Annotated in this window: 24 protein-coding genes and 1 pseudogene; 11 read left to right on the plus strand and 14 right to left on the minus strand. The window is 64.4% G+C overall.

Annotation, left to right across the window (positions count from 1 at the left end; all coding sequences use genetic code 11):
• Nucleotides 1-16 precede the first annotated feature (16 nt).
• The 6 genes and pseudogenes from FJ977_RS08330 (at nt 17) to FJ977_RS36620 (ending at nt 3,690) form a co-directional block, all read left to right on the plus strand.
• Nucleotides 17-1,675, plus strand: a complete 1,659-nt coding sequence (locus tag FJ977_RS08330) for an FAD-binding dehydrogenase (protein ID WP_140770312.1) — start codon at nt 17-19, stop codon at nt 1,673-1,675.
• A 201-nt stretch (nt 1,676-1,876) separates the two neighbouring features.
• Nucleotides 1,877-2,068, plus strand: a complete 192-nt coding sequence (locus tag FJ977_RS08335) for a hypothetical protein (protein WP_140770314.1) — start codon at nt 1,877-1,879, stop codon at nt 2,066-2,068.
• A gap of 16 nt (nt 2,069-2,084) precedes the next feature.
• Nucleotides 2,085-2,306 (plus strand): hypothetical protein, encoded by a 222-nt coding sequence (locus FJ977_RS08340; protein WP_244735271.1) that lies wholly within the window; start codon nt 2,085-2,087, stop codon nt 2,304-2,306.
• Nucleotides 2,307-2,344: 38 nt separating this feature from the next.
• Entirely contained in the window at nt 2,345-2,914 is a 570-nt protein-coding gene (locus FJ977_RS36235) for a hypothetical protein (protein WP_246682867.1), read from the plus strand.
• Nucleotides 2,835-3,137, plus strand: a pseudogene (locus FJ977_RS36615) (dihydrodipicolinate synthase family protein); the annotation flags it as partial. The gene FJ977_RS36235 and the pseudogene FJ977_RS36615, both read left to right, overlap by 80 nt.
• Before the next feature lie 37 nt (nt 3,138-3,174).
• Nucleotides 3,175-3,690: a dihydrodipicolinate synthase family protein gene (locus FJ977_RS36620; RefSeq protein ID WP_281406807.1), complete on the plus strand. Its 516-nt coding sequence runs from the start codon at nt 3,175-3,177 to the stop codon at nt 3,688-3,690.
• Nucleotides 3,691-4,134: 444 nt separating this feature from the next.
• Here FJ977_RS36620 and FJ977_RS08355 read toward each other — a convergent pair whose 3' ends face one another.
• From FJ977_RS08355 to FJ977_RS08385, 7 genes are all read right to left on the minus strand, one after another.
• The gene (locus FJ977_RS08355) at nt 4,135-5,064 is read right to left on the minus strand and encodes an alpha/beta hydrolase (protein WP_140770320.1); all 930 of its coding nucleotides are present in this window, start codon (nt 5,062-5,064) and stop codon (nt 4,135-4,137) included.
• 112 nt (nt 5,065-5,176) lie between these two features.
• The gene (locus FJ977_RS08360) at nt 5,177-5,959 is read right to left on the minus strand and encodes a carnitinyl-CoA dehydratase (protein WP_140770321.1); all 783 of its coding nucleotides are present in this window, start codon (nt 5,957-5,959) and stop codon (nt 5,177-5,179) included.
• Entirely contained in the window at nt 5,952-8,030 is a 2,079-nt protein-coding gene (locus tag FJ977_RS08365) for an acetate--CoA ligase family protein (RefSeq protein WP_140770323.1), read from the minus strand. The genes FJ977_RS08360 and FJ977_RS08365 overlap by 8 nt, the downstream gene beginning before the upstream one ends.
• Nucleotides 8,031-8,115: 85 nt before the next feature.
• Complete coding sequence (locus FJ977_RS08370) at nt 8,116-9,279, minus strand: acyl-CoA dehydrogenase (RefSeq protein ID WP_140770325.1); 1,164 nt, start codon at nt 9,277-9,279, stop codon at nt 8,116-8,118.
• Between the two features lie 4 nt (nt 9,280-9,283).
• Nucleotides 9,284-10,378, minus strand: coding sequence for a carnitine 3-dehydrogenase (locus FJ977_RS08375; RefSeq protein ID WP_140770327.1), 1,095 nt, complete (start codon nt 10,376-10,378; stop codon nt 9,284-9,286).
• Nucleotides 10,375-11,004, minus strand: coding sequence for an HD domain-containing protein (locus tag FJ977_RS08380; protein ID WP_140770329.1), 630 nt, complete (start codon nt 11,002-11,004; stop codon nt 10,375-10,377). The genes FJ977_RS08375 and FJ977_RS08380 overlap by 4 nt, the downstream gene beginning before the upstream one ends.
• A gap of 17 nt (nt 11,005-11,021) precedes the next feature.
• Nucleotides 11,022-11,939 (minus strand): 3-keto-5-aminohexanoate cleavage protein, encoded by a 918-nt coding sequence (locus FJ977_RS08385; RefSeq protein WP_140770331.1) that lies wholly within the window; start codon nt 11,937-11,939, stop codon nt 11,022-11,024.
• A 136-nt stretch (nt 11,940-12,075) separates the two neighbouring features.
• Between FJ977_RS08385 and FJ977_RS08390 the strand changes: the two genes are divergently transcribed.
• Nucleotides 12,076-13,056 (plus strand): GlxA family transcriptional regulator, encoded by a 981-nt coding sequence (locus tag FJ977_RS08390; protein WP_140770332.1) that lies wholly within the window; start codon nt 12,076-12,078, stop codon nt 13,054-13,056.
• On the opposite strand, the gene FJ977_RS08395 is transcribed toward FJ977_RS08390, so the two are convergent.
• From FJ977_RS08395 to xylA, 3 genes are all read right to left on the minus strand, one after another.
• Nucleotides 13,053-13,256 carry a hypothetical protein gene (locus FJ977_RS08395; protein WP_140770334.1) on the minus strand — a complete coding sequence of 68 codons (204 nt, stop codon included), beginning with the start codon at nt 13,254-13,256 and terminating at the stop codon, nt 13,053-13,055. The genes FJ977_RS08390 and FJ977_RS08395 overlap by 4 nt on opposite strands.
• A gap of 176 nt (nt 13,257-13,432) precedes the next feature.
• A complete protein-coding gene (locus FJ977_RS08400; protein WP_140770336.1) occupies nt 13,433-13,912 on the minus strand; it encodes a GNAT family N-acetyltransferase in 480 nt (159 codons plus the stop codon).
• A gap of 88 nt (nt 13,913-14,000) precedes the next feature.
• The gene (gene xylA, locus FJ977_RS08405; protein ID WP_140770338.1) at nt 14,001-15,326 is read right to left on the minus strand and encodes a xylose isomerase; all 1,326 of its coding nucleotides are present in this window, start codon (nt 15,324-15,326) and stop codon (nt 14,001-14,003) included.
• A 113-nt stretch (nt 15,327-15,439) separates the two neighbouring features.
• Between xylA and FJ977_RS08410 the strand changes: the two genes are divergently transcribed.
• Nucleotides 15,440-15,802 (plus strand): nuclear transport factor 2 family protein, encoded by a 363-nt coding sequence (locus tag FJ977_RS08410; RefSeq protein ID WP_140770340.1) that lies wholly within the window; start codon nt 15,440-15,442, stop codon nt 15,800-15,802.
• A 32-nt stretch (nt 15,803-15,834) separates the two neighbouring features.
• Here FJ977_RS08410 and xylB read toward each other — a convergent pair whose 3' ends face one another.
• Both xylB and FJ977_RS08420 read right to left on the minus strand, forming a co-directional pair.
• Nucleotides 15,835-17,289: a xylulokinase gene (gene xylB, locus FJ977_RS08415; protein ID WP_140770342.1), complete on the minus strand. Its 1,455-nt coding sequence runs from the start codon at nt 17,287-17,289 to the stop codon at nt 15,835-15,837.
• Nucleotides 17,290-17,370: 81 nt separating this feature from the next.
• Nucleotides 17,371-18,693, minus strand: coding sequence for a tetratricopeptide repeat protein (locus tag FJ977_RS08420; protein ID WP_140770344.1), 1,323 nt, complete (start codon nt 18,691-18,693; stop codon nt 17,371-17,373).
• A gap of 225 nt (nt 18,694-18,918) precedes the next feature.
• On the opposite strand from FJ977_RS08420, the gene FJ977_RS08425 reads away from it, so the two are divergent.
• Nucleotides 18,919-21,708 (plus strand): autotransporter outer membrane beta-barrel domain-containing protein, encoded by a 2,790-nt coding sequence (locus FJ977_RS08425; RefSeq protein WP_140770346.1) that lies wholly within the window; start codon nt 18,919-18,921, stop codon nt 21,706-21,708.
• A gap of 31 nt (nt 21,709-21,739) precedes the next feature.
• Here the strand turns inward: FJ977_RS08425 and FJ977_RS08430 are convergent, their stop codons facing one another.
• Nucleotides 21,740-22,363, minus strand: coding sequence for a LysE family translocator (locus FJ977_RS08430; protein WP_140770348.1), 624 nt, complete (start codon nt 22,361-22,363; stop codon nt 21,740-21,742).
• A gap of 157 nt (nt 22,364-22,520) precedes the next feature.
• On the minus strand, nt 22,521-22,643 hold the full coding sequence (locus FJ977_RS36625; protein ID WP_080680899.1) for a hypothetical protein: 123 nt from the start codon (nt 22,641-22,643) through the stop codon (nt 22,521-22,523).
• A 238-nt stretch (nt 22,644-22,881) separates the two neighbouring features.
• Between FJ977_RS36625 and FJ977_RS08440 the strand changes: the two genes are divergently transcribed.
• Together FJ977_RS08440 and FJ977_RS08445 are read left to right on the plus strand one after the other, a co-directional pair.
• On the plus strand, nt 22,882-23,649 hold the full coding sequence (locus FJ977_RS08440; RefSeq protein ID WP_140770350.1) for a L,D-transpeptidase: 768 nt from the start codon (nt 22,882-22,884) through the stop codon (nt 23,647-23,649).
• A gap of 186 nt (nt 23,650-23,835) precedes the next feature.
• The gene (locus FJ977_RS08445) at nt 23,836-25,002 is read left to right on the plus strand and encodes a diphosphate--fructose-6-phosphate 1-phosphotransferase (RefSeq protein WP_140770351.1); all 1,167 of its coding nucleotides are present in this window, start codon (nt 23,836-23,838) and stop codon (nt 25,000-25,002) included.
• Nucleotides 25,003-25,009: the final 7 nt, after the last annotated feature.

The following is a 25,009-nucleotide window of genomic DNA, read 5'->3' on the forward strand; positions in this document are numbered from 1 at the left end:
AATTCTGGGAGGAGAGATGGCTGACGACGCGGACGTGATCATAGTCGGTGCCGGCCTTGCCGGGCTGGTTGCCGCCGCCGAGCTTGCCGAGGCCGGCAAGAAGATCATCATCGTCGACCAGGAGCCGGAGCAGTCGCTCGGCGGCCAGGCGTTCTGGTCGTTCGGCGGCCTTTTCCTTGTCGATTCACCCGAGCAGCTGCGCATGCGCATCCGCGATTCGCACGATCTGGCGCTCGAGGACTGGATGGGCACCGCCGCCTTCGACCGGCCGGAGGATTTCTGGCCGCGCAAATGGGCGGAGGCCTATGTCGGTTTCGCCGCCGGCGAGAAACGCTCCTGGCTGATCGAGCGCGGCCTGAAATTCTTTCCTGTCGTCGGCTGGGCCGAGCGCGGCGGCGGCAACGCCATCGGCCACGGCAATTCGGTGCCGCGCTTCCACATCACCTGGGGCACCGGTCCCGGCGTGCTCGAACCTTTTGTGCTGCGCGTGCGCGAGGCGCAAAAGCGTGGATTGGTCAGCTTCAGGTTCCGCCACCGCGTCAATGAACTGACGCGGACGGGCGGCGTCGTGACCGGTGTGCGCGGCGATATCCTTGAGCCGAGCACGGTCGAGCGCGGCCACAAGAGCTCGCGCGAGGTATCAGGCGAATTCGAGCTGCATGCACAAGCGGTGATCGTCGCTTCCGGCGGCATCGGCGCCAACCATAAGCTGGTACGGGAAAACTGGCCCAAGCGATTGGGTGCCGCACCGAAACGCATGATCACCGGGGTGCCGGACCATGTCGACGGCCGCATGTTGGCGATCACCGAGGCGGCCGGCGGTTCGATCATCAACCGCGACCGTATGTGGCACTATGTCGAGGGCATCAGGAACTGGGCGCCGATCTGGACCGAGCATGCGATCCGTATCCTGCCCGGCCCGTCTTCGCTATGGCTCGATGCGCGCGGCAAGCGCCTGCCGGTGCCGCTCTATCCCGGTTTCGACACGCTGGGCACGCTCAGCCACATCATGAGCACGGGCTTCGACTATTCCTGGTTCATCCTGACCAGGAAAATCATCCAGAAGGAGTTCGCGCTGTCGGGCTCCGAGCAGAATCCGGACCTGACCGGCAAGAGCTGGCGCCAGGTGCTCGGCCGCGCGACATCGGGCATTCCGGGTCCGGTGAAAGCCTTCATGGAGAGGGGCGAAGACTTCATCGTCGAGGCCGATCTTTCGAAACTGGTCGCGCGCATGAACGCGCTGGCCGGCGGCGAGCCGCTGCTGGAGCTCGCCCAGGTCGAGCGCGAGATCCGCGCCCGCGACAGGCAACTCGACAATCCGTTCTCCAAGGACATGCAGATCACCGCGCTGCGCGGCGCCCGCGCCTATCTCGGCGACAAGCTGATCCGCACGGCCAAGCCGCACAAGATGCTCGACCCGGCGAACGGCCCGCTGATCGCGGTGCGGCTCAACATCCTGACCCGCAAGACGCTGGGCGGCCTGCAGACCGATCTCGACAGCCGCGTGCTGGGCGCGGATGGCCAGCCGGTCGCCGGTCTCTATGCCGTTGGCGAGGCCGCCGGTTTCGGCGGCGGCGGCGTGCATGGCTATGCCGCGCTTGAAGGCACGTTCCTCGGTGGCTGCATCTTCTCCGGCCGCAGCGCAGGCAGGGCGGCGGCCGCATCGCTGGCGTGAACGGCGCCAACGTGGCCTGTTTTTCCAGCTCGGGCTCTTATACGTCCGGGCGATAAACATATGACTTTTTTATATTTTTCAGATTTCGTCCGCCTCGAATACAAATACCGATGCTTTTATCTTTCCGAGTGCAGCCGGTGCTGAGCCGCTGCAGGCGGCCGTCACCTTGTGGCGGCGGTACCAGAAAGAAGGAAGTCTTCGATGTTCCTCTCAGACGGGCTCTATCTGCCCACTCATCGTCCGCTGCCGGCGTCGCAGATCGAACAGATGAAGCGTGCGACCAATAACGAGCGCCGGCCGGGCAGCCTGGTCGCGCCGTTCACACCGACATGGTGGCTGCTGGTCGTCGGCGCCTTGGTGGCTGCCGCCGCGATCGCCGCCCAGCTTTCCTGAGAAGCGGGAGATGACCATGCAAACTACCCCCATTTCTCCCGACGGAAACGCCGTCCACCGCTTCGTCGTCGGGCGCGATGGCGAAGGCCATTGGATCGCTCGCGACGAAGAAGGCCTGACCGGTGGCGTCTTTGCCGACAGGAATTCCGCTGTCCGTTTCGCCACGATGGAAAGCGGCCATCGGGCCGGCGCGATACGCTTCGCCCCGGCAAGCGTGCGGCTTTCCCTGTTCAACTGATCCGCGCCCGGTTCCGAACTGACCGGAACGATCTGGCCATGGACAATTCCAACACCATTGCTGGGCCCAACGGCGCCGATCTCGCCGGATTGCTCGATCGCCTGCCGCATGTCGGCAGGCTGCTCGAACACCAGCTTTGGGAGGCGGCACGCGCCCTGCCGCTCGACAGATCGTCCCGTCAAGGCAGGCGATTTGCCGGTCTGGTCGAGGCTGGCGCCACGCTCGACGCTGTCCTCCTGCTGATCGCCGTGTCGAAGCCGGAACGTTCAGTATCGGCCATCAGCAAGATCGGCGAGCGCTGGTTCTGCTCCATTCAAATCACATCCGCGGGAACAACGGCCGAAGCGGACCACATCGATCTGGCCGCAGCGCTGCTGTCGGCCCTGCTTTCCTCGCATCTCGAAAAGACGGTGCCTTCAGAAATTCATCCAGGAGACTTTGATTGCCATGACACCAGAACAAGCCCGAATGCGCCTGACCGGAGCGATGACCGCGCTGGTAACGCCGTTCACCGACGGCGAGGTCGATCTGAAGCAGCTGACCGCGCTGTTAAGCTGGCAGATCGAACAAGGGATCAACGGGCTGGTCCCATGCGGCACCACAGGTGAGGCCCCCACCCTGTCGTGGGAGGAGCGCCTCGACATCATTGCGCTGTGCGTGAAAATCGCCGCCGGCAGGGTGCCGGTCATTGCCGGCACAGGCACGAACAGCACCGAGACGACAATCGCCTTGTCGACAGCCGCGGAGGCCTTTGGCGCCGATGCCGCTCTCATCGTGACGCCTTACTACAACAGGCCAAGCCAGGAAGGGATCTTTCGCCATTTCGAGGCGGTCGCCAGAAAGGTCAGGATACCGATCATCGTCTACAATGTGCCGGCGCGAACCGGCGTCCGAGGAGACGATCGGACGCCTGGCGCAGATCCCAACCATTGTCGCCATCAAGGACGCAACCGGCGATGTGAGCCGGCTATCCACGCTTCCGGCTGTGCTCAGGCGCCGCTTCATCTGCCTCTCCGGCCACGACGCGACGTCGTTCGGCTTCAACACGATGGGCGGCCGTGGGACGATCTCGGTGGTCTCCAATGTCGCGCCGCGACTGTGCGTCGAGATGCATGATGCATGCAGGCAGGGCGACCATCACACCGCCCGGGCCATCCATCATCGCTTGCGGCCGCTGATCGCCGCATTGGAGCTTGAGAGCAATCCGGTGCCGGTCAAATACGCGCTGAGCCTGGCGCTGGGCATGAGCCCCGATGTCCGTTTGCCGCTGACTCCGGTTCGTCCTGAAACCGAGACCGCGATACGCGAGGCCATGCTGGCCCTGAACGGGAGCATCGCCGGCACCGTGCAATCAAGACCGGTGCCGGCCTCGCCCGTGCAGTAGCGGCCTTGACGAAGGCGCCTTGCTGTCAACGGCATAAACCAGCCCCGGCTGGACGATCCATTCCCCGGTGCGGAGCGCTTCGACATCGAAGCGACCGCTACGGTCGCGGGGTGCAACGCCGACAAAACGGTATTGCAGTCCACTCGCATCAACGACGATATCGGCGATCGGATGGTCTGCGAGCCGCCCGATGATTGTTCCTTTTTCCCTGAGGTTTGCCAGGACGAAATACTCCGTCGGCACCCTTTGGCTGGCCCCGGAGGTCAGCCAGGCTGAATGTGATTTCATGGTCGTCTGAAGCCAGTTTGTTGATCGGGCCTCAGTCAGGCAGCGGCCCGCAACTACATAATCGCTGGCGGCATAGGAATTCGAGAGGGGGTTTCGGCCTGAATTATATACGCCGCATAAGTCCTGGTGGTTCGTGACGAAAGCCAGCCACCAGCGTCAGGCGCCACGTCCGAGCGCAGCGATCGCGCCGACGATCCGCGTGAAACTTTCGCGAGCGCGACCGACCGTGTGCCGGGCCCTGAGGTAGCCATGCACCAGACCCGGCTCCTCGAACCAGGTGGCCCGCCCGCCCGCCGCGATAATCCGGTCACGATAGGTCTCGCCGTCGGACGACAGCGGATCGCACTGAGCGGTGATCAGCACCGTCGGCGGCAGGTTGGCGAAGTCGGTGTCGGCCAGCGGCGAGAGTGTTACGTCGCCAGCCCGGTCCGCGCCACCGGTGCGGATATGCTTGTAGAATTCGAGATCGCGCATGGTCAGCATCGGCGCCTCGGCATGCGTGACATAGGAACCCTTCGAGCGGTCGCCGCCAAGGCCGGGATAGATCAGGACCTGGCCCACCGGCCGTTTCGCGCGGCCGCGTGTGGCGTGCGCAACGGCGGCGCAGAGATTGCCGCCGGCACTGTCGCCGCAGAGCAGGATGGGGCGGTCGCGGGTGGACGCAACCCATGCGAACGCGCTCATCGCGTCGTCGAAGGCGGCCGGATGCAGATGCTCCGGCGCCAGCCGGTAGTCGACCGAGACAACCTCGTAGCCGGTGCGGGCGCAGAGCTCGGCGCAGACATCGTCATGGCTGTCCAGCCCGCCAAGGATGAAGCCGCCGCCATGGATGTAGAGCACTGTCGCCGCCGGTTGCGGGGCGCTTCGGTAGATGCGGATCGGGATGTCGTGCGTGGGCGTTTCAATGGCTGAGGTTTCAACCACCACGCCCTCGGGATAGCCGGCAAAGAATTCCCGGCACATGCGGTCATAGATCTCACGCTGCTCAGCGATCGTGTAGTCGATCGTATCGGGCGGATAATAGGAATTGGTCCGCTCGATGAAGGCCCAGGTCTCGGCGTCGATGAGTTTTGTGTAGTCGGTCATGGAACTCCTTTACCTCTCCCTTGATGGGGGAGGTCGCCGCGGGGATGGCGGCGCTTCACCCCACCCCGGACCTTCGGTCCGACCCTCTCCATCGAGAGGAGGGTAAAGTGGCTCACTTCCCCTTCCACACCGGATCGCGCTTTTCGGCGAAGGCGCGGAAACCTTCCATATTGTCTTCGGAGCCGTAGAGCGCATCAACCGTTGCCAACTGGCGGCGCGTCACCTTGTTCATGGCGTCCTGGAAGGTCAGCGCTTCGGCCACGCGTGCCGTCTCCTTGATTGCCGCAAACACCAGCGGCGGACCGCTGGCGAGCAGGCGGGCGATCTCCCAGACGCGGTCCTCGAGCTTTTCCTTGGGCAGCACCTCGTTGACCAGGCCCCAGCGATGCGCTTCCGCCACATCCATCCAGCGGCCGGTGAGCAGGAGGTCCATGGCGACATGGTAGGGAATGCGCTTAGGCAGCTTGATCGTCGCCGCATCGGCCAGCGTACCGGCGCGGATTTCCGGCAGCGCGAAGGAAGAGTGATCGGCGGCGTAGATGAGGTCGCAGGACAGCGCCAGTTCGAAGCCGCCGCCAACCGCCATGCCGTTGACGCAAGCGATGACCGGCTTGTTCAAGTCGCGCAATTCCTGCAGCCCGGCAAAGCCGCCCACGCCATAATCGCCGTCGACCGCATCGCCGCCGGCGGCGGCCTTCAGATCCCAGCCGGCGCAGAAGAACTTGTCGCCAGCGGTCTTGACGATGGCGACGCGCAGTTCCGGATCGTCGCGGAACGCCTTGAAGGTTTCGCCCATCAGCCGCGACGTCTTCAGGTCGATGGCATTGGCCTTGGGCCGGTCGAGCGTGACCTCGAGGATCGAGCCTTCGCGGCGGGTCGAAATGACGTCAGACATTCTTGTTTTCTCCCAGCACCAGCAGCGCGTCGGCGATCCAGGCGCCCTTGCCTTCGACGCAAACGATCAGCGGGTTGATGTCGAGTTCCTCGATCTCGCCGGCATTCTTCTGCACAAAGCCGGCAATGCCCGCGATGGCGTCGATGGCGGCCGCGACGTCGGCCTTCGGCCGGCCGCGATAGCCTTCGAGCAGCGGAAACAGCTTCAGGCCGCGCAATGCCGCCTCGATATCGTCGCGGGTCGCCGGCAGCATCAAGGTGACGCTGTCGCGCAGCAATTCGACCAGAACGCCGCCGGTGCCGAGCGTCATGACCGCGCCGAACATCGGATCGCGGGTGAAGCCGACAATCAGCTCGGCAACACCGTCGCGCACCATGCGTTCGACATAGAGGCCGGTGCCGAGCGGAAGCAGATCATGCGCCGCCGTGCTGACGGACTCAGCGTCCTTGAGGTTGAGCCTGACGGCGCCGACCTCGGATTTATGAGTGACGCCCAGTGCCTTCAGGGCGACGGGGAAGCCGAGCGCCATCGAGGAAATCACCGCCTCGACCGCATTGCCGGCACGCTCGCCCTTCGGCACGGGAAGCCCCGCCTTGATAAGGCGCGCCTTGGCTTCGGCCTCGTCAGGCGTGACATGCTCGCCGCCGGCGGCACCGGCAGCTGACGTGTCGACCGGCTGCGCCTGCGGTTCAGCCCACGCCCAGCCGATGAAGGCCGCCGCGCCCGCGGCATCCATCGCCTCGGAAATGCCGAACAACGGCACCATGCCGCGCGCCATCAGTTCGGCGGTGTATTCCTCGGGCAGGTTTTCCGGCAGCGAGGAGACGATGGCGCCGTGCGCCTTGTTGGTCTTCAGAGCCGATTCGAAGGCGCGCAGCGTCGCCCACCAGTCGGTGACCGAGCAACGGTCCGGACGCGGGAAATCGAGCACCAGCATGTTGAGGTCGAAACCGCCCGACACCATGGCGGTGAAGGTGGCGGTCATCGCCGGTTCGTTGTTCCAGATGAAGGTGTGATAATCCAACGGGTTGGCGACCGCGACCAGCGGCCCAAGCGTCGATTTGACATGGGCGCGGTGCTGTTCCGTCAGAACCGGGAAATTGACCCAGCGCCCTTCGGCGCTGTCGGCCATGACGGAAGCCTCGCCACCCGAGCAGCTCATCGACGACAGTTTGTATCCCGGCAGCGGACCGGTGATGTGCAGCAGCTTCAGCGCCTCGATGAAGGCCGGGATTGAATCGACGCGGGCAATGCCGAGCCGCCTCAGAAAGGCGCCCGAAGCCGCATCCGAGCCGGCGAGCGAGGCAGTGTGCGAGACAGTTGCTTGCCGTGCCTGCTCGGAACGGCCGACCTTCATGGCGATGATCGGCTTCTTCAGTTCGCGCGCGCGTGCCGCCAACCGTTCGAAGCCGGCTACGGAGTCAAAAGCCTCGATGTGCAGGCCGAGCGATGTGACACGCTCATCCTCGATCAGGCCGAGCGCCATTTCGGACAGGCCAGTCTGCGCCTGGTTGCCGGCGGTCATCAGGAAGGCGATCGGCAGGCCTCGTTTCTGCATCGTCATGTTGATGGCGATGTTGGACGACTGGGTGATGATGGCGACGCCCTTGCCGCCCTCTTCAAGCCTGATGCCGCCATGCTGGTCGGGCCACAGAAGCGCGCCGTCGGCATAGTTGATCAGGCCGTAGCAGTTCGGGCCGATGATCGGCATCTGGCCGGCGGCCGCGACCAGTTCGGCCTGCAGTCTTTCGCCGTCATCGTCATAGGCCTCGGTTTCGAGGAAGCCGGCGGCAAAGCAGACGGCGCCACCAGCGCCGCGTTCGGCCAGCGCCTTGACGACCTCGATGGTCAGATGACGGTTGACGCCGACAAAGGCGGCGTCCGGCGCGCCGGGCAGATCCGCGACGGACCGATAGGCCTTGCGGCCGGCAACCTCGTCCTTGGTCGGATGCACCGGCCAGATTTCGCCGGCAAAGCCCATCTTGATCGATTGCGCGACGACGGCGGCGGCCTGCACGCCGCCGAAGACGGCGATGGATTTCGGGCGCAGGAGACGTTCGAGTTTATGCATGGTCATCTTTTCGTTTGAGCGCGATCCCAGGACAAACGATCTCGTTTGCCCGACAAAACCGAATCCCGGCTTGGGCGATCATGCTCTAAGCTCCGAACGGACGCAGCAGCGCCCGCGAAATAATATGTCGCTGAATCTCCGACGTGCCTTCCCAGATGCGCTCGACACGGGCGTCGCGCCAGATGCGTTCCAGCGGCAGGTCGTCCATCAGCCCCATGCCACCATGGATCTGGATCGCTTCGTCGGCGACGTAGGCCAGCATTTCGGTGGCCTTCAGCTTGGCCATGGCCATGTCCTGGTCGGTGACGGTGCCCTGATCGTACTTCCAGCCGGCTTCGAACACCATCAGGTCGGCGGCTTTCAGTTCCGTGGCCATGTCGGCGAGCTTGAACGACACACCCTGGAACTTGCCGATCTGCTGGCCGAACTGCTGGCGCTGCGCGGAATACTCGATGGCGTGGCCGAGCGCCCGCTCGGCCCGGCCGAGACAGGTGGCGCCAACCTGCAGGCGGGTGGCGCCCAGCCAGGAATTGGCGACCTCGAAACCCTTGTGCACTTCGCCGAGCACCTGGCTCGCCGGCAGCCGGCAATCGTCGAATTCGAGGATGGCGTTGGTGTAGCCGCGATGCGAGACATTGCGGTAGCCGTCGCGTACCGTGAATCCCTTGGTGCCCTTGTCGACAAAGAAGGCGGTGATCTTCTTGCGTTTGCCGCGCGGCGAATCTTCTTCGCCCGAAGCCATGAACACGATGGCGAAATCCGCGAGATCGGCGTGGGAGATGAAGTGCTTGGTGCCGTTGAGCACCCAGTCGTCGCCATCCTGCACCGCGGTCGCCTTCATGCCGCGCAGGTCGGAACCGGCGCCCGGCTCGGTCATCGCCAGGCAGTCCCATTTCTCGCCGCGGATGCACGGGAACAGATATTTTTCGCGCTGTTCCGGCGTGCCGGCGAGCAAGATGTTGGAGGGACGCGCCACGCAGGTCCAATGCAGCGCGTAATTGGCACGGCCGAGTTCCTTTTCGTAGAGCAGCCAGGTCACGGTATCCAACCCCGCGCCGCCGACATCGGCCGGCATGTTGGCGGCATAGAGACCGGCCTCGATCGCCTTGGCCTTGATCTCCTCGATCAGCTCACGGCGCAGCACGCCGGTGCGCTCGACCTCGCGTTCATGCGGGTAAAGCTCGTTCTCGACGAAGGCGCGCGTCGTCTCGACAATGAGCTTCTGTTCCTCCGACAGCCCGAAATCCATGGTTTCAGCCTTTCTTCTTTTTCTTCGGCTTTTCCGCCTTCTTCACCGGCTTGGAGGCCTTGGCCTTTTCGGCAGCCTTCGAGGCCGCCGGCTTCTTCGCCGCCAGCTTGGCCAACTGCTTGGTATAGTCCTTGTGCAAGGCGCCCGCGCCCCAGCCCTTGCCCTTGTTCTGCTTCGACAGCGCATCCATGATCGCGACCAGATTGTCGTCGCGGATCTTTTCCAGTTCGCGGATCGACAGGCCGTGCGCCTGGTCGTCCGACTGGGTGGCGATCAGGTCGACCAGCTCATCGTTGAATTCGGGCACGTCCATGAGCTTGGTCCATGGCCATTTGAGGCACGGCCCGAACTGGGCCATGAAGTGCCGCATGCCGGCCTCGCCGCCGGCGACGCGATAAACCTGGAACATGCCCATCTGCGCCCAGCGCAGGCCGAAGCCATAGCGCATGATGTCGTCGAGTTCCTCGACCGTGCAGATGCCGTCCTTGATCAGCCACAGCGCCTCGCGCCATGCCGCTTCGAGCAGGCGATCGCCGACGAAGGCCTCGATCTCCTTGCGGATGACGACCGGCTTCATGCCGATCGAGGCATAGATCTCCTTGGCGACCTCGATGGCCTCGGGGAAGGTCTGATCGCCGCCGACGATTTCGACCAGCGGCAGGAGGTAGACCGGGTTGAACGGATGGCCGACGACCAGCCGCTCCGGGTGCTTCTTCATCGCCACCTGCATGTCGGTCGGCTTGATGCCGGACGTCGAAGAGCCGACAATGGCGTTGGCCGGCGCATGGGCGTCGATCTCGGCCAGCACCTTGTGCTTGAGGTCGAGCCGTTCCGGCACGCTTTCCTGGATGAAGTCGGCATCGGCCACCGCCTCGGCGATGGTCTTGGCGAAGGTCAGCTTGCCCTCTTTCGGCAAGCCGCCGGGCACCATCTGCTTGTAGGCGCGGCGCGCGCCCTTCATCACTTCCGATACCTTGCGCGAGGCCTCAGGGTCCGGATCGAAGATCGACACATCGATGCCGTTGAGCAGCAGCCGCGCCACCCAGCCGGCGCCGATGACACCGCCGCCTATGGCGGCCGCCTTGTTGATGATGCTCATGCGGAAGCTCCGGTTCTTGTCCTGGCTGTTTGGGGATCGATGAGAGGCACACGCTCGCCGGCGCGGATCACCGCGGGGTCGTAGGCCTTGCGGGCGAAGACTTCGAGCACGAAGGGCCGGAAGAAGTCGATCGGCAGCGTCTCGTAATCGGGATCAAAGCTCGACTGGTCCCAGCGTTCGCAGAACTGGTCGCAGTCGTCGAAATAGGCATGGCCGGCAAAGCGGTCACGCGCATGGCGGTTGCCGCCGAGATGGTGGGCGTAATAGAGGCGCTGGAAGTCGCCGTGCTTTTCCACCACCCAGGTGCATTGTTCGCGCACGAAGGGTTTCAGGATCGAAGCGGCGTATTCATCGTGATTGTAGGGCGCGTAGATGTCGCCGATATCGTGCAGCAGCGCACAGGCGATCCAGTCGGTGTCGGCGCCGTCGCGCCAGGCGCGCGTCGCCGCCTGCAGCGAATGGCCGAGCCGGGTGATCTTGTAGCCGGACAGGCCTTCGTCGAGCTGCACCAAAGCGTCGAGCAGCCGCTCACCGGTCCTGGCGGCATAGTCGATTTCATGGGCGGTCAGGAACTCGTAATCGTCCTTGTCGCCATCCTTCATCGCGGTGAATTTGACGGTTGTCATTCTCGACGCCCTCCAAACTATGCCGCGATCGGCGCCCGCTTGGTCAGGTTGAGCTTCTTGCGCACCTCCTCCGGCCCCAGGATCCGGGCGCCGAGATTGGTGACGATGCTGGCGGCGCGCTCGACAAGCTGCGCATTGGTCGCCAGCACGCCCTTGTCCAGCCAGAGATTGTCTTCCAGCCCGACGCGGACATTGCCGCCGGCGAGCACCGCGGCCGCGGCATAGGCCATCTGGTTGCGGCCGATGGAAAAGGCCGACCAGTTCCAAGTCGACGGCACGTTGTTGACCATGGCCATGAAGGTGTTGAGATCGTCCGGCGCGCCCCACGGCACGCCCATGCACAGCTGCACCAGCGCGTCGGGGTTGAGCACCTTTTCCTCGACCAGCTGCTTGGCGAACCAGAGATGGCCGGTGTCGAAGGCCTCGATCTCGGGCTTGACGCCGAGCGCCGTCATCATGCCACCCATGGCGCGCAGCATGCCGGGCGTGTTGGTCATGACATAGTCGGCTTCGGCGAAGTTCATGGTGCCGCAGTCGAGCGTGCAGATTTCCGGCAGGCACTGGCGCACATGTTCCATGCGGTTCGTGGCGCCGCCCATGTCGGTGCCCTTCTCGTTGAGCGGCAGCGGCGCCTCCGGCGAGCCGAACACCATGTCGCCGCCCATGCCGGCGGTGAGGTTCAGGATGACGTCGACGTCTGCCGCGCGGATGCGCTCGGTCACCTCGCGATAGAGATGCACATCGCGGCGGGGCTTGCCGGTCTCGGGGTCGCGCACATGGCAGTGGACGATCGCGGCACCGGCCCTGGCCGCGTCAATGGCCGAATCGGCGATCTGCTTGGGCGAACGCGGCACATGCGGGCTGCGATCCTGCGAGCCGCCGGATCCGGTCACGGCACAGGTAATGAAGACCTCACGGTTCATCGCAAGCGGCATGGAATTCTCCTCCCAATTCGAACAGCCATGCATGTCGCCCAAAAGTGGGAACCGGTTTTGGGGCAACGACATGCATAGGGACCCTCATAACATTGCGCGACTTGCGGGAGACTGCTTTGCGCTTTACGAAGGCCGCATGATAAAAAGCGAAAAGACGACAATCTTTCGTGCCGAACAGTCGCCGCTCAAGGTCACATTGCTGGTGTTTTCCGGGGCGTCCATCATGTGCGTGGCATGCGCCGTCGATCCGCTGCGTGCCGCCAACCGCATTGCCGGCGAAACCCTGTTCGACTTCAAACTAGTTTCGGTGACCGGGGAGGCGCCGGTCACGACATGCGGCCTGCCCGTGGCGGTCAGCGGCCGGTTCGATGCGACGGAGCCAACCGATGTCCTGGTCGTGGTCGCGGGCTTCGGCACGCAGAACTATGCCACGTCGGCCTTGCTCGCCGGCCTGCGACGCGCGGCGCGGGCTGCTCGCGCCTGCGGCGGCGTCGAGGCGGGCACATGGCTGGTGGCGCGCGCCGGCCTGCTGGAGGGGCGCAGCGCCACCACCCATTGGGAAGACATGGAGGATTTTTCGTCCGCCTTTCCCGGGGTCGACGTGCGCCCCGACCGATACATCATCGATGGGCCGGTCTTCACCACCGGCGGCGCGTCACCGACGCTGGACCTGATGCTGCACCTGATCCGCACCCGGCTCGGCATGGCCGTGGCGCTGGATGTGGCAAGCGCGTTCATCTACGACCAGGCGCGGGTGGCGACCGATGCGCAGCCGCTGGTCTCGCTTGGCCGGCTCGACGGCTACGATCCACGCCTGGCGCAGGCCATCCGGCTGATGGAAGCGCATGTCGACCAGCCGCTCACCATAGAAGCCATAGCCAAGCGTGCCGGCGTGACGGCGCGGACCCTGGAAAGCATTTTTCGCAAGTCGATCGGCGAGACGCCTGGCGCTTATTATCTGAGGCTGCGCCTTGGCGCGGCGCGCAGGCTGGTGGTCGACACCAGGGTGGCGATGGCGGATATTGCCGGGCGGACGGGATTCTCATCCGCCGCGGCATTTTCCAGAGCGTTTTCAAGAGCATTTGGCGAAGCCCCGGTCAGGCTTCGTCGGGGTTAGGCCGCGTTCTGACGATCGGTGCCAGCGTCGATCTGTGAGCGCATCTGCCTCACAAGACGGACTTCAAAGCGGCTGCTGACGGCGCGATCCCATTCATTTTTCACGTCGTCGGTCGGCCGCGGCAGCGCCATCAGCCGGTCGATGATCGATCCGGTCTCACCGGATGAGAGCAGGGCGTCGATTTCGCGTTCGTGCTGCATATCGGTTCGCCTCCTTCCTTTTCACCCGCCACAAGGTCCCTTTTATACGAGATACGTGACGGCAGTTTGAAGGCAAGAGCGAGGTCATTGAGGGGCACCCAGGGGCAAAACCTTGTCGCCGAATGAGCGCTTTGGCGCAAAGCCGTTCCGCACGCCAAAATCCGAATCAGGTGACGTCAGCCCAGCCGCTTCTCGAACAGCACGGTGGTGAAACCACTGTCCCATTCATCATCCGGATAGCGGTCTTTTTCGACATAGCCGACCGCCTTGTAGACATTCTGGGCGCGCTCGTTGAACGTATCGGTCTCGAGCCGCGCCTGGCGGAATCCGGCAGCGCGGATAGCCTGTTCGGCGTGCGCCAGCAACCTGCCGCCGACGCCCTGGCCCTGGCGGCTGGCCCTGACATGCAAAGCCTCGATGAAATCGCCGCGCCAATGGATCAGGCCGGCAATCTCGCCATCGATCTCGGCAATGGTGAATTCCGGCCAGCTCTCCTCGACATAATGCCCGCCAAGATCGGTCTCGACATAGCGCTGCGCCGATGCCTGGGTGATGTGCGGCAGCCAGGTGCCCTCGAACGTCTCCCGCAGCACCTTTTTGAGAGCCACGAGATCGCTCAGCCGTGCCTTGCGTACCGTGATCGGCCGGTTTGCCATTGTTATCTCCCTTCAGGAGAGCGGACTAGCAAAAGGCGATCACGGCGGCTTTCAGCCACACCGGGCAGATGTCGGTCCAGCGCCCGCGTCAGACGTAGCGGTTGACGATATTTTCCAGCAGTTCCTGACGGCCGGAGCGCGGCTGCGGCTCGATCTTCTTCTTCACCACGCGCTCGGCGATCTCCTCCAGCGTGCGCTTGCCCGCCAGCATCGCCTTGGCCTCGGCGCTGTTCCAGCCGGCATAGCGTTCCGCCAGCGGCGCGGACAACGCCTTGTCCTCGACCATGCGGGCGGCTGCCTTGAGGCCGCGCGCGCAGGAATCCATGCCGCCGATGTGGCCGATCAGCAGATCCTGCGGGTCGAGCGACTGGCGGCGCAGCTTGGCGTCGAAATTGGTGCCGCCGGTCTTGAAGCCACCGGCCTGCAGGACCTGGTAATAGGCCAGCGCCATCTCCGGCACGTTGTTGGGGAACTGATCGGTGTCCCAACCCGACTGGTAGTCGTTGCGGTTCATGTCGATGGAGCCGAAGACACCGAGCGCGTTGGCCAGCGCCAGCTCGTGCTCGAAAGAATGGCCGGCCAGGATGGCATGGCCCTGCTCGATGTTGAGCTTGACCTCCTTCTCCAAGCCGAAGCGCTTGAGGAAGCCGTAGACGGTAGCGACGTCGTAATCGTACTGGTGCTTGGTCGGCTCCTGCGGCTTCGGCTCGATCAGGATGGTGCCCTTGAAGCCGATCTTGTGCTTGTAGTCGACGACGAGGTTGAGGAAGCGTCCGGCCTGCTCCTGCTCGCGGGCAAGGTCGGTGTTGAGCAGCGTCTCATAGCCCTCGCGGCCGCCCCACAGCACATAGTTCTCGCCCTTCAGCCGCTTGGTGACGTCGATGCAGCTCTTCACCGTCGCCGCCGCATAGGCGAACACGTCCGGATCGGGATTGGTGGCGGCACCCGACATGAAGCGGCGGTTGGAGAACAGGTTCGCCGTGCCCCACAGGAGCTTGACACCGGTCTGCTTCATCTTGGTGGCGAAATAGTCCGCGATCTCGTCGAGGCGGGCGGCACTCTCGGAAAAATCCTTGCCCTCGGGCCGGACATCGGCGTCGTGGAAGCAGAAATAGGGTGCGCCGAGCAGCGAGAACATCTCGAAAGCGACATCGGCCTTGAGTTTCGCCAGTTCCATCGTGTCGACGCCGCCGGCCTTGGGGAACCAGGGACGGTCGAAGGTCTGGCCACCGAAGGGATCGCCGCCCGGCCAGGCAAAGGAGTGCCAGTAGGCGACAGCGAAGCGCAGATGGTCTTCCAACCGCTTGCCGGCCACGACCTCGTCGGGGTTATAGAAGCGATAGGCCAGCGGATTGGTCGAATCCGGCCCCTCATATTTGATCTTCTGGATGTCGCCGAAAAATCCGCTGCTCATGATTTCTGTCCTCTCTCGAATAGTTCGCCCTGATTACCTCAGGCGTAATTGGTTTCGGTCCTGGGCTGATCGAAAAGGCTGATGTCAAAGCCATCAAACAAAGGAGACAGACCATGACCGACCTCAACAAGATCGCCGAGGGCTACATCACCGCCTGGAACGAAAGCGACGCCAGCCGCCGCGCCGACTTGCTGAAGGCCACCTTCACCGAAGACGTCAGCTATCGCGATCCGCTCATGCAGGGCGACGGCCATGAAGGCGTCGCGGCGCTGATCGACGGCGTGCATCAGCGCTTTGCCGGCTTCCGGTTCTCGCTGAAAGGCACGCCGGACGGGTTTGCCGACAAGATCCGCTTCTCCTGGAATCTCGGCCCGGAAGGCACGCCTTCCATCATCGAGGGCACCGACATCGGTGTCATCGAGAACGGCCGCCTGAAGAGCGTCACCGGCTTCCTCGACAAGGTGCCGGCGCAGTGAGTTGCCGAGCCGCGGCGTGGGCGAGAAACCGCTCACGCCGTGGCGCCCCTGATTGCCGGATAGAGCGCCCGATAACGGTGATACGCATCGGCATAGGCACTGCCGAGCTTAGCATCCGGTTCGATCGTGGCATCTGTCCTGGGCGCGGAGCAGATGGCCAGCGGATCGGCGCCGGTCGCCGCGATCAGGCCAAGCCTGGCGGCGCCAAAGGCGGCGCCGAAATCGCCGTCGGCGGGAATATCCACCGGTACTTGCAGCGCGGTGGCGATCGATTTCAGCCAGTAGCGCGAGCGCGAGCCGCCGCCGATCGCGGTGACGCGCGTCAGTGTGGTGCCGGCTTTCTTCAGGGCTTCGAGGCTGTCGCGGAAGGCGAAGGCGACGCCTTCCAGAACCGCCTGCGTCAGCGCCGCGCGGCTCGACTCATGCGCTAGGCCGGTGAAGGAACCGCGAATGGCCGAATCATTGTGCGGCGTACGCTCGCCGGAGAGATAGGGCAGGAAGGACACGCCGCTCGGCGCCATCAGCGCGTCACCCAGTTCAGCGGTCAGTTCGCCCGCGCCCTTGCCCGTGATCTCCGACAGCCAGTTGAGCGAATCGGTCGCCGACAGGATGACGCCCATCTGATGCCAGGTGTTGGGCAGGGCATGGCAGAAGGTGTGGACCGCGCTTGCCGGGTTGGGCAGGTAGGACGCGTTGGCGGCAAACAGCACACCCGACGTGCCGAGCGAGACAAAGGCATGGCCGGCGCCAACCGTGCCCATGCCGCAGGCGGAAGCCGCATTGTCGCCGGCACCGCCGGCAACCGGGATACCGGCCTCGACGCCCCATTTCGACGCCAATTCGGCACGCAACCCGCCAGCCTTCTGCGTGCCCTCGACCAGGGACGGCATCTGCTTTTCGTCGAGCGACGTTGCCGCCAGCAATTCGGCCGACCAGCGGCGCTTGCCGACATCGAGCCAGGACGTGCCGGCGGAGTCGGACATTTCCGAAATGTGCTCGCCGGAGAGCCACAGCCGCAGGAAATCCTTCGGCAGCAGCACCTTGGCAACCTTGGCGAAGAGAGCGGGCTCGTTGTTCTTCACCCAGGCAAGCTTGGGTGCGGTGAAGCCAGGGAAAACGATGTTGCCGGTGAGCGCGCGGAAGCGTGGATCAGCGTCGAGCACTGCTGCCTCGGCATGGCTGCGGGTGTCGTTCCACAGGATGCAGGGGCGCAGCACGTGATCGGCCGCATCGAGCAAGGTGGCGCCATGCATCTGGCCCGACAGGCCGATGCCTTTAACCGCCGCGAACTGCTTGGGATGGGAAGCCCTGAGTTCGGCGATCGCGTCTTCGCAGGCGCGTATCCAGTGGGACGGATCCTGTTCGGACCAGCCGGGATGCGGTCGCGAGACGTCAAGCGAGCCGTGGCCGGAGCCGACGACATTCTGTCCGGCATCGATCAGCAGCGCCTTGACGCCCGACGTGCCCAGGTCGAGGCCGAGATACATGTTTTCCTCCCACGTCCTTATTTTTTTCGGGTCCCGAAAAAATCTGGCCGAGCCAGTTTTTAAGGCAAGATCCGCTCCGGGTCAATTCTCTGACAAATCGGCGGCGCGCCGTGAAAACAGGACCGACAGCGGACTGTCCGGCCGCGCCATCGATCGCTCGGCCGCGAGCGCCCTGGCGAGCACGCCGTCCCCGCCTCGCAGCGCGGCTTCGATGAGCGTCAGGTCGATGACGTCACGCTGCGCATGGCTTCCCCCGAAACGGTGGGCGATCGCGCGGATCGGCCGGATCAGGCGTATGGCCTCGGCGTAGTTGCCCTCGCCGAACGCCTTGATCGCCAGCGTCAGGGGATAGCCGACGTCCCGGGTAAAGGCGGCGTTGTCGTCGCTGCCACTCATGGCCTCGCGCTGTGCCTCGAGCAAGGTCCGGGCCGGGGCATCCAGCCCGGCGCCCACAAACGCCATCATCGCATGGGCGTCGTTGAAGGCATAGTCGCCGACGCCGGCCCCCGGCCAATTGGCGGCCAGCGCGGCCCAACGGTCGCCAATATCGACGCCGCCGAGATGGAGCCGCCACAGGAGTGCCGACGCATCGACCATATTGAGCGCCATCGTTGATGGTGTGCCGTAGATCGGCCCGTCGTAGAGCGCCAGCACCTGGTCGGTCTCGCCGAGATCGTAGTGAAACAGCGCCAGATGCCACCAATTGTGCACCTGCAGGAAGCTCTCCTTCGTCCACGCTTCGGGGTTGGCGCGCATCCAGGCAATGCCGTCTCTTTGCCGGCTTTGCATTTCCATCACATGGGCGACGGCGTGTTGCGCCCAGCCGTCGCGCGGCTCGATCTCGACCGCCACGCGGCCGAGTTTCTCGGCCCTGACATAGTCACCCATCTCCTCCAGCCCGAAGGCCTGCATGCCAAGCATGGCATGGTAACCGGGCATGCCGCTCTGCCAGGATGGCAAGGCGCGCGCGATGCGGTCGCGCAGCATGCGGGCATTGCCGGTGAAAAAGTCGATCTGGTGCCCGACCTGCAGCGCAACGGCGTCGAGTGGGGTCTCGATGGTGATATCCTCAAGGATCCTGGCGGCGTCATGCCAGCGCCCGTTGGCGAGATGACCGAGGGCTGAGACATGGGCCTTTTCGCGCCTTGTCGCGGCAAGCGGCAACGCCGCCTCGTGGCAGGCCCTGGCCACGGACGTCGCCTCACGTTCGGTGGCAAGCCCGAAGAGATAGCCCTTGAAGACATGCGCCATGACAAAACCGGGGTCCTGCGCGATGGCGCGATCGACGGAAGCCACCGGATCGCCGATGAAGCACTGCAATTGGCTCACCGCTTGGCTGTAGGGCACGAATCCCGCTTGCGTCGCACCCGAAAGTGCCAGATCGAATGCATCCTTGATCGCCATGCAAACCCCCTTGACCGGCGCGTTGCGGGCACGATGCCCCTCGGTCCAACGCGATCTTAAAGCATGGGCCACGGACGCGCCAACAATGCGCCGCGCACACTGATTTCAGTAGATGTCGCAATTCATCAACCATGGCGAGCAGATTAGGCTTTGTAAAATCGAACGGATTGTGGCCTCATTGCGGCGCGGCGAAGGGCTTGTAATCGCGATCTGAGAGGGGACGCGATGCGGCATTTTGAAATACGGCTTCCGAACGGCCGTTCGGAGCACGTTGATATGCTGGTTTCTTTGTCGCGGCGAAGGCCGTCGCAAATTCGACCATGGTTTATTAGCCTTCTTGCAACTACAGCGTTTGTGTTGCTGCCTGGGTCCGCAGCTTTAGCGGCCTGCGTGCTGGTTCCATCGGCGGGAAATACCACCTTCACCTGCGATAGCGGCGATTCAGGCGGCAGCCTCACCGACACCAGCGGCGACAATACGCTCACCTTTCCCGCCGGCGGCACCGGCCAGGTGAGCGGCAACGTCACTTTCGGCCCCGGCACGGACCGCATCAACATGCAGTCCGGCACCATCACCGGCACGGTCGATCAGGGCGACGGCACGGATTTCTTCACCATCGGCGGCGGCACCGTCGCAGGCAACGTCCAGCAGGGCGCCGGCATCGACGACTTCAACATGAGCGGTGGCCAGATCGGGTCGCTCAACCAGGGCGACGGGCTCGACACCTTCACCATGACGGGCGGGCGCATCGTCGATTTCTTCGACGATGGGGATCGTGCGGTGATGACCGGCGGCCGCATCGGCCGCGTCAACATGAAGCTCGACAAGAACTATTTCAACATGTCCGGCGGCACCATCGACCGCAACCTCGTCACCGGCTTCGACCAGGACACCATCATCCTTTCGGGCGGCACGATCGGCGGCAACATCAGCGTCAGCGGCGGCAATGACAGCGTGACAATCACCGGCGGCACGGTCGGTGGCGATGTGCTGATGAGCTTCGGCTCCGACAATTTCGTCTGGAATGGCGGCGGCATCATCTATGGCGCGGTCGATCTAGGCGCCGACAACGATACCGCCAAGCTCAGCAACCTCACCAACGCCAATCTCGGCGCCACGGATGCCATAAATGGCGGCCTTGGCACCGACGCGCTGACCTTCGACAACGTCAAACTGGACGGGATCGCCCGGGTCCAGAACTGGGAGAGCATCGACGCCACCAACGACACGCAGCTGACGCTCGACGGCAATCTCGTGCTCGGCGACAGCGGCACCGGAACGGGCTCGCTCAGCGTCGATGCCTCGAGCACGCTCTATGGCGGCGGCTTCAACTCGACGATCCAGGCCTTCACGGCTGGCCAGCTGGCTCAGGTCACCAATGCCGGGCGCATCGACCTGACCAACGGCACCACCGGAGCGACCGACCGGCTGACGATTTCGGGCAATTATGTCGGCGCCGGCGGCGTGCTGCTTGTCCAGACCGAACTCGGCGACGATTCTTCCGCGTCCGACAGGCTGGTCCTGTCAGGCGGGACAGCTTCCGGCTCGACCGGCATTTCCGTGGTCAATGTCGGCGGCGCGGGCGCGGCGACCACGCAGGACGGCATCATGGTCGTCCAGGCGGTCAACGGGGCCAGCTCGGGCGCCTCGACCTTCGCGCTTGACGGGCCGGTCGCCGCCGGCGCCTTCGAATACTATCTTTTCAAGGGCGGCGTCAGCGCCGGCAGCGACGAAAACTGGTATCTGCGCTCGACACTGATAACACCGACGTCGCCGGCCGCGGCGCCACCGGTGCTCGAGCCCTCGCCACCGGTGGAACCGGTGCCCCCGGCGGCCGAGCCACCGCCTCCGCCGCCCTCCGAACTGCCGCCGACGCCGCCGCCGAGCGAGGGCGACATCAACAATCCGCCGGTCGACCCGACGCCGCCGGTGCAAACCAGCGACCCGCAACCCGAACCACCGCCGCCGCCGCCTCCGGCGCCTCCGGCTGATCCGCCACCGCCGCCACCGGTGGTGCCGACTGCCGTGCCCGACCTGCCGGTACCGGCGGCCGGTCAGGAAATCGTGCTCTATCGCATCGAGGTGCCGGTCTATTCGGCCTTGCCGCCCGTGGCCGAGCACCTGGCGATGACGACGCTCGGCACCTTCCACGAAAGGCGAGGCGAGCAAAGCCTGTTGTCGGATACGGAGTTGTCGCCGGTCTGGGGCCGCATCTATGGCCAGGACGCCAAGATGGGCTGGTCGGGGACGGTGTCGCCATCCTTCGACGGCACCCTGTTCGGACTGCAGGCGGGCTTCGACGTGTTTGGCCGCGACACCGCCTCGGGCGGAATCGATCGCGCCGGCCTGTTCGTCGCCTATGCCAGCATGAAGGGTGATGTGCGCGGCCAGGCGCTGGGATGGAACGACCTGTCCGTCGGCAGCCTCGACGTCAGCGGCACCAGTGTCGGCGGCTACTGGACCCGCATCGGCCAGGGCGGCTGGTACCTCGACGGTGTCCTCATGGCCACCTTCTTCGGCGGCGACGCGACATCGTCGCGCGACATCGGCATCGATATCGGTGGGACAGGCGTCACCGCTTCACTTGAAGGCGGCTATCCCATTGCGCTGGCGCAGGGCTGGACGCTCGAACCGCAGGCGCAACTGGTCTGGCAGGATCTGTCGCTGGACGATACCAACGACCGCTTCTCGTCGGTTTCCTTCGGCACCGACGACAGCGTCAGCGGCCGGCTGGGTGCGCGGCTGCAGGGCGAGGCCACGGTCAACGGCATGGCGCTGCAGCCTTATCTCAAGGCCAACATCTGGCACGATTTCGGCGGCACTGACCGTGTCAGTTTCGACACCACCGACATCACGACCGAGGGCAGGTCGACCTCGTTCGAGTTCGGCGGCGGCGTCGTTGCCAAGGTGACGGACAAGGTCAGCATCTTCGCCACCGGCGACTACACGACCAATATCGGCGGCGACAAGCGCCGCATCCTCGAGGGCAATCTGGGGATCAGTGTCAAATGGTGAGGCCCTCCGGGCCTCACCTCGCGTCAGGACGTCAATTGCCCGAACGCATCGCCACCGTGGCAATGCCGGCACCAACCAGTAATGTGCCACCGGTTCGGTTGAAGATGCGGATCGCCTTGGGATTGCGCACGACGTTTCGCGCGCGTGCGGCGATCAGCGCATAGCCAAAGGCATTGGCAAAGGCGAGCGCCAGGAAGGTGGTCTCGAAGATCAGCATCTGCGTCCAGAAGTCAGCGTGCCGGTCGAGGAACTGCGGCAGGAAAGCAACGAAGAAGGTGATGCTTTTCGGGTTGAGCGCGGTGACCAGCCAGGCATGCGCCATCATTTTTGCCGACGATACGGCATCGGTCCGGGGTTCGGCCTTCAGCGCGCCGCCGGCGCGGAACAGTTTCACGCCGAGATAGATCAGATAGCCGGCGCCGATCAGCTTCAGGATGGTGAAGACACCAGCCGAAGCGGCGAGCAACGCGCCGATGCCCAGCATCGACAAGGTCATTGCCGTGAAGTCGCCGAGCGCCACGCCGACGGCCATCGGCAGGGCGGTGCGCCAGCCCTGGCCCAGCGCATAAGACACGACCAGCAGAATGGTCGGCCCCGGGATGATGAGAAGGATCGTCGAAGCGGCGGCGAAAGCGGCCCAGTTTTCGAAGGACATGTCTGTCTCCCTTGGGTTAAGGAAAAGGATAAATCCTCAGCCCCGGGAGAATGTAAAGGGGCATGATCTTTGTTTTTTGCGCAATTGCGCACGCAAGACCACCACGCATTTTTCCTGAAATTGCCGCGCCATCAATTGCGCGAACGGCAGGTTGGCGTCAGTTCGCGCCGCCCAGCGTGCTCACGATATCGGCCAGGCTGACATTGGCACCGAGGACCAGCGCGGCCGCGACAATGGCAGCGGCAAAAAGCTTGATGTCGGTCTTTAACGTCTTGCACATGGAGGCCCCTCGCTGATCGCTTGCTGCGTAGGAGCCGCCGACGCCGGGATTATGACATGAACTGGGTCTTTTTGTGCAGGACCTCTCGGTTGGCGGTCACCCGGGAGGGCCGAACCCCGCCGGGCGACGCCCAAATGCAGGCGGTGCAAGGTATTCACGCTTTATCAACCATGAATGATGAAAATACCTGCTATCCGGCTGGACCGTGCTTCCCGCCGACAGCGTAAGGTTTGGGTATATGCGCGAGTTGCCGCAAGGTCTGACGCCGCCACGAAACGGCGACGCAATCGAAACCGACCATCATCTGTCCCGCCGCGCCGTCCTTTCCGGGGCAGGCGCGCTGGCGCTGCTCAGCGCCGCCGGCTGCTCGACTTCCGGCGGCGGCATGCCGGCGCTTGATCTCGACAATACGGTCACCGGTTCCGTGCCGCCGATGCGGCCGGCGATCAGCGTCGACAAGAACATCACCAGCCCCGACCTGATGTATGCCGCGTTGACGGACAACGGGTTCAACGTGCCCGAGGTGCCATATCTGAAGGTCAAGCCGGAATTCCGCCGCCAGATCGTCGTGGACACGACCGGCGAAGCGCCCGGCACCATTGTCGTCCATCTCAAGGAACGCATGCTCTATCTCGTCCAGCCGGGTGGCGACGCGATCCGCTATGGTGTCGGCATCGGCAAGGACGGCTTCCGCTGGTCCGGCCGCGCCAACATCCAGTATGGCCGCGAATGGCCGACCTGGACACCGCCGCCCGAAATGATCCAGCGCAAGCCCGAACTGGTGAAGTGGCAGGGCGGCCAGCCCGGCGGCCTCACCAACCCGCTCGGGGCGCGCGCGCTCTACATCTACCAGGACGGCAAGGATACAGGCTACCGCATCCATGGCTCGCCGGAATGGTGGAGCATCGGCCAGGCGATGTCGTCGGGCTGCGTGCGCCTGATCAACCAGGACATCATCGACCTCTACAGCCGCGTTTCGAAGAAGAACCCGGTCGTCGTCATGTGATCTTTCGAGCGGCCAACGCGGCCGCTTTATCGTCTTGTTCGAGCATGATTTCTGGACAAACGGAAACCGTTTGTCCGAGAGAACCGGTTTCCATTTTTCGGGATCGTGCCCGCGACTCCCCCGTTGCGCGATGCCGCGAGACAGGCGAAGGTGTCTTGAGACCCATCGCCTCGGGAGACGTCAGGAATGGCCGGAACTTTTGTTATCGCGCAAGGCGGCGGCCCGACCGCCGTCATCAACCAGACGGTTGTCGGCGCCACGCTGGAGATCCGCAAGCGGCATCCCGGCGCCAAGGTGCTGGGCTCCCTCCATGGCGTGCGCGGCATTCGTGACGGCAATTATGTCGACCTTTCGGCCATCCCCGAGGACCGGCTGCGACTGATTGCCGGGACACCGAGCGCGGCGCTTGGCTCGACGCGCGACAAACCGGACGCGGCCTACTGCGATGTCATCCTCAAGGGATTGCAGAAGGCCGGGGCCGACGCCTTCATCTACATAGGCGGCAACGACACGTCGGGCACACAGCAGATCCTGACCGACGCCGCCGGCGGCTCCATTGCTTTCGTCCATGCGCCCAAGACCATCGACAATGATCTCGAGGAGAACGACCATACGCCGGGCTTCATTTCGGCGGCGGAGTTCGTCGCCGGCGCCTTTCTGTCCGTCGACCTCGATTTTCGCGCTTTGCCCGGCATCTATGTCGGCATCGTCATGGGCCGGCACGCCGGCTTCCTGACCGCCGCCGCCGCCGCCTGGCAGCTCGATCCCGACAGCGGCCCGCATCTCGTCTACGTGCCCGAGCGGCCGTTCTCGGCCAAAGGCTTCATCGACGACGTGCGTGCCACGCTCGATCGCCACAAGCGCTGCATCGTCGCGGTGTCGGAAGGGGTCAGCACCGCCGACGGCAAGGCACTGGTCGAGAGCCTGGTGCCTCCGGAGAAACTGGAACGCGACCAGCACGGCAACGTCAAATTGTCGGGCAGCGACCTGCCGGCGGCGCTGGAACGGGCATTGGCCGATGGGCTTCCGGGCAAGCGGGCCCGCGTCGACGCACTCGGCTACATGCCGCGCGGCTATGTCGGCGCCATCAGCGCCGTCGACGCGCGGGAGGCATTCGATGCCGGCGCCTTCGCCGTCTCCGTCGCCGAACAGGGCGGCGGCTCGGTGGCGCTGCAATATGATGGCACGAAGACCGTGCTGAAGAAGGTGCCGCTGAAGAATGTCGCCGGCAAGACCCGCCACATGCCGGACAATTTCATGAAGCCCGACGTCAGCCAGCTGTCGGACGCCGGCATGGCCTATCTCAAGCGTCTGGTGCCGGAAAAGTACAAGGTCGGGAAGCCGTTCGTCTGATGTCAGG

The sequence above is a fragment of the Mesorhizobium sp. B2-1-3A genome, from assembly GCF_006442655.1.
Classification (GTDB): Bacteria; Pseudomonadota; Alphaproteobacteria; order Rhizobiales; family Rhizobiaceae; genus Mesorhizobium.